Source organism: Mesorhizobium sp. WSM4829 (assembly GCF_055811475.1).
The window spans coordinates 1-3,922 of sequence record NZ_JBVVQJ010000090.1 but is presented as its reverse complement, the minus strand read 5'-3'; the positions used below and the strand labels follow the sequence as shown (position 1 = coordinate 3,922).

Sequence of the window (3,922 nt, the reverse complement as noted above, 5' to 3'; positions counted from 1 at the left end):
GTTTATATCGGCATGGTTCACATTATGCTGCCCATGATGATCCTGCCTCTGGTCAGCGTCATGATGGGCATCGACAAGTCGCTCATGGCGGCTGCCCGTAGCATGGGTGCACGGCCTTTTGCCGCCTTCTGGCGCGTTTTCTTGCCACTCAGCATGCCGGGCGTACGCAGCGGGTCCCTGTTGGTTTTTGTAATCTGCCTCGGATTCTACATCACGCCGGCTGCCCTCGGCGGGTTGAGCGACGCCATGTTGTCGACCTTCATCGCGTCCCAGGTCAAGACATCCTTTAATATGGCTCGTGTTGCCGCCACAGCTTTTATCCTCCTGGCAGTCGCCATCGTCGTGCTCTCCGTCTTCGGACTTGATCTCTCCGGTGCGCAGGACCGTAAACTGCAACAAGTGCAGAACTCTTGGGTGAATCGGCTTCCTTCATTTGGCCCGCTGCTACGCTATCTCGGTGAGTTTCTCGCTCCTCGTCGGAGGGAGCGTTGGGTGGCGCAACTTTTCCAGGCCGGCCATGACAGCCGCTGGTCGAAGGTGGTTGGCGTGCTGTTCCTCGCGTTGGTCATGTTCTACCTGTTGTTTCCCGAAATTCTCGTCGTCATAATGTCATTCAGCGCGGGCAAGTATTTGGAATTCCCGCCCTCGGGCTTTTCACTGCAGTGGTACCGGTCTTTCTTCAGCGATCCGGCCTGGTACGAAGCCGTTTGGATCAGCGTCCAGATCGGCATTGTGGTTGCCACCCTGTCGACCATCGTCGGCACCCTTGCTGCCTACGGCCTTACCCGCACAAGTCGCCGGCTGCGCAGCTTTTTGACCATGGCGATGCTGACGCCAATTACATTTCCAGTTATCGTCGTCGGTATCGCAACCTATCTCGGGCTGGTCAAACTCGGGCTGCTGGGATCGATGACCGGCATAGTCTTGGCGCATACCGTCGGCGCTATCGGCTATGTCGTCGTGATAGTCTCCGCTACCTTGGCGAATTTCGACCCGCAGCTGGAGCAGGCAGCTATGAGCATGCGCGCGGGACCGTTCCTTACATTTATGCGGGTGACGCTGCCACTGATCCGTCCGGGCATCATCGGCGGCGCTGTGTTCGCGTTCCTCGCCTCGTTTGATGAGGTCGTCATCACCTCACTTATAGCAGGGCTTTCAATCCGCACCCTGCCGCTAAAGATGTGGGAGGACATTCGCCACCAGATCGACCCGACAATTGCCGCGGTGGCGACAATGTTGATCCTTTTGCCACTGTTTATTCTAGTGACCCTTTACGTTGCGGGGTGGCGATCGGCGCTGGGCCTTCAGCGAGCGCGCCAAGCACCTGCGACTTGAGGCAGCGCGGAGTCTACGACGGCGCGATGAACGGCGACGTGTTAATGGCTTATGTCGGGCAGGGGTGATGTCATGGCAACGGCTTGGGAGGAGCTAAGCTATCGCGATAGACGCACGTCCGTCAACGCGCCAGTCAGAGCTACAAGCCATATCGCTTCCCGCCTCTGATCATCGCTTAAGCGGTGGTTCTATTTTCGGTTTCCGCTGAATCTATGTCTTGTTGAGGAATGCTGATCGAGCGCGGCGTGAGGCAAAACGACACCCAAGTGCAGGCGGCGATGGTGCGCAGGGTCTCGTCAGTGGCGCGGAGGGGCAGGGCACTAGTTGTCAAAAACCGCCGCAGCACCAAGCAGCCAGACGATTGCTGACCCGGGCTTCTGAAGAAGCAGGGCACTGACGGATGATCACCGACAAGCTGCGCTCGTATGGTGCGGCGCGCCGCCAGGTTATGACGAATGTCGACATCGATCCACAAGGGCCTGAACAACCGCGCCGAGAATTCACATGTGCCGCTGCGAAAGCGGAAGTGAACGATGGAGCGCTTTCGATCGCGAGAGGTCTTCAGCGCTTCGTCTCTGTCTTCTCCGCCAATGGAAATATCTTTGGTCCACCCCCGTTCACAACGCTTGGCAAATTCCAAAGCCGCGTTCACCATCCAAGCGGTTGCGAAGTGGAAAGCTGTCGCGGGAGCCATGGCCTGAAGTCAATCCGTAAGGCAGAACGCCTGCGGCATCCCGGACGCAAGTTCAGGGTGGCACCGCCATCGACAGCTATCTGAAAATGCGATGGCCCGGTCCGGGACATTATATGGCGAATGGAATATCGCCAGGCGCATACTTCCAGAGCGGGAGAAATAAACGCGCAACAGCTATCGTAAACCCGCCGCCAAGGTCGCCCGTTACTTACAAATAGATTGAACAATGAGCAAAGCACCACATCTTACGTTCGATCTTGATACATCCGGCTTGAGCACGGGGTATCTTGTTGTCCCGGGAGATACCGACCGTGGGGAGCTTTCACTCCCGGTCTTCAGTCTTAATAATGGAGAGGGGCCGCGTCTTCTTGTCACCGGCGGAAATCATGGCAATGAATTGGAGGGGCCAATTGTTGCGCGACGGGTTATTAAGTGTTGCCAGAAGCGCAAACCTGTGGGCGAGTCATCGTCCTACCGGTGCTTAATCCATTGGCCGTGGAGGTATGGAGCCGCAATACTCCCCTCGACGGGTTGAACCTCAATCGCGTTTTTCCGAGCCGCGCCGACGGGTCAGTGACTGAACGAATCGCGGATGCGGTTTCGCGCGTATTGTTGCCAATGGCCGACAGAAGTCCAGGCTCCAGCGCTCGTTCATCCGCGCCGGCGCGATCATCCTTCTTGTTTCCAAGGCCGGCTTGCGGCCGCCACGCTTGCGGACCTGCAGCTTCTCCTCCCGGTAAAGCCGCCGCAGCTTCTCCTGGTTCGTCACGATCCCTTGCCGTCCAAGCATGATGCGGATGCGCCGGTAGCCGAAGCGGCGTCGTTCGGCAGCCACCGTCTTCATCGCAGCGCGAGAGACGGCATCATCCGACCGGATGCTTGTATAGCGAATGCTTGAGCGATCGACGAAAGAGCCTTGCACGCCCGACGCTGACTCACCCCATGCTGCTCGCACGCGTGGGCCACAGCGCATCGCTTTCCATCGGGCGTCACCATTTTGGCTGCGACATCCTTCAGGATGGCATTGTCCAGCATCTGCTCGGCCCGCAGCTTCTTCAGCTTGGCGTTCTCCTCTTCCAAAGCCTTCAGCTTGCGGACGTCGGAAACGTCCATACCGCCGAATTTGGCCTTGTACTGTAGAAAGTCGCTTCCGAGATCCCGTGCTTGCGGCAAACATCGGCGGTCTTCATTCCCGCCTCCTGCTCCCTCAAAATCGCAATGACCTGTTCTTCCGTAAACCGTGAACGTTCATTCGTCCTCTCCTTGGTCGATACGGACTCTACCCAAAACTGGAGTGCCTTCAGGGTCTCATGTCAATCGTGGAAGATCTCGACCACTCGACGAGTGAGCCGCACCTCGACGGGCACCGAGTAGAAGGTCTTGTCGACCTTGACATGGTGGTCAGGATGGACCTTCGCCGACTTCCACTCGGGTATTCGAACGGTGCCGCCGGCAGCGGCTTCAAAGCAGCCCGCTCGATCTCCTCGAACAGTTCGCGGCGGCTTTGGCCGACATGGCGCATCGGCCGATTGTTCAGATCCTCGAGCAGTTCGGCGATCGCCGCGTTGAGCTCGGCGATCGAGAAGAAGGATCAACGACGCCGCGGGCGCGGGCGGACACCAGAACTCTCCGGGCCTGACAAAATGCGCCACAGCTGCTTCGCCGGAACGCCAGCACGCTGCTTTGTCAGAGCGCGACCCCGCTGCAAGGGCTGCAGTGTTAAGCGTTGAAACAACCTTAAACGGAAACTTAGCGAATCTTTTCAACCGCAGGTCACCGACAATGATAACTTCACCGCCAAGTCTGAGGTCAGGCGGTGATAACAAGCTGATGCCTGCTTACGCTCGGACCACCGCACAGCACGCAACGGAGGGTCAACGCCAATGGCAAGAA

At 58.1% G+C, this 3,922-nt stretch carries 4 protein-coding genes and 3 pseudogenes; 3 read left to right on the top strand and 4 right to left on the bottom strand.

Annotated features, from left to right (window positions below; translation table 11 throughout):
• The 3 genes and pseudogenes from AC0L17_RS34185 to AC0L17_RS34175 form a co-directional block, all read left to right on the top strand.
• Positions 1-1,335, top strand: a 1,335-nt coding sequence (locus AC0L17_RS34185; protein WP_473518947.1) for an ABC transporter permease subunit, incomplete at its 5' end; no start/stop codon positions are given.
• 164 nt (positions 1,336-1,499) lie between these two features.
• Positions 1,500-2,036: pseudogene (locus AC0L17_RS34180) on the top strand (DDE-type integrase/transposase/recombinase).
• Between the two features lie 219 nt (positions 2,037-2,255).
• Positions 2,256-2,593 (top strand): annotated as a pseudogene (locus tag AC0L17_RS34175) (M14 family metallopeptidase); the annotation flags it as partial.
• Here AC0L17_RS34175 and AC0L17_RS34170 read toward each other — a convergent pair.
• From AC0L17_RS34170 to AC0L17_RS34155, 4 genes and pseudogenes are all read right to left on the bottom strand, one after another.
• Positions 2,568-2,873, bottom strand: a complete 306-nt coding sequence (locus AC0L17_RS34170) for an IS3 family transposase (protein ID WP_473518946.1) — start codon at positions 2,871-2,873, stop codon at positions 2,568-2,570. The pseudogene AC0L17_RS34175 and the gene AC0L17_RS34170 overlap by 26 nt on opposite strands.
• Positions 2,870-3,142, bottom strand: coding sequence for a hypothetical protein (locus tag AC0L17_RS34165; protein ID WP_473518945.1), 273 nt, complete (start codon positions 3,140-3,142; stop codon positions 2,870-2,872). Before AC0L17_RS34165 ends, AC0L17_RS34170 begins: the two co-directional genes overlap by 4 nt.
• Positions 3,115-3,333: a transposase gene (locus AC0L17_RS34160; RefSeq protein ID WP_473518948.1), complete on the bottom strand. Its 219-nt coding sequence runs from the start codon at positions 3,331-3,333 to the stop codon at positions 3,115-3,117. The genes AC0L17_RS34165 and AC0L17_RS34160 overlap by 28 nt, the downstream gene beginning before the upstream one ends.
• Before the next feature lie 12 nt (positions 3,334-3,345).
• A pseudogene (locus AC0L17_RS34155) lies at positions 3,346-3,620 on the bottom strand (Mu transposase domain-containing protein); the annotation flags it as partial.
• Between the last annotated feature and the right edge of the window lie 302 nt (positions 3,621-3,922).

Coding starts and splice junctions, on each gene's coding strand:
- AC0L17_RS34170 (WP_473518946.1), bottom strand. CDS start 2,873: ATGAAGACGGTGGCTGCCGAACGACGCCGCTTCGGCTACCGGCGCATC.
- AC0L17_RS34165 (WP_473518945.1), bottom strand. CDS start 3,142: ATGGACGTTTCCGACGTCCGCAAGCTGAAGGCTTTGGAAGAGGAGAAC.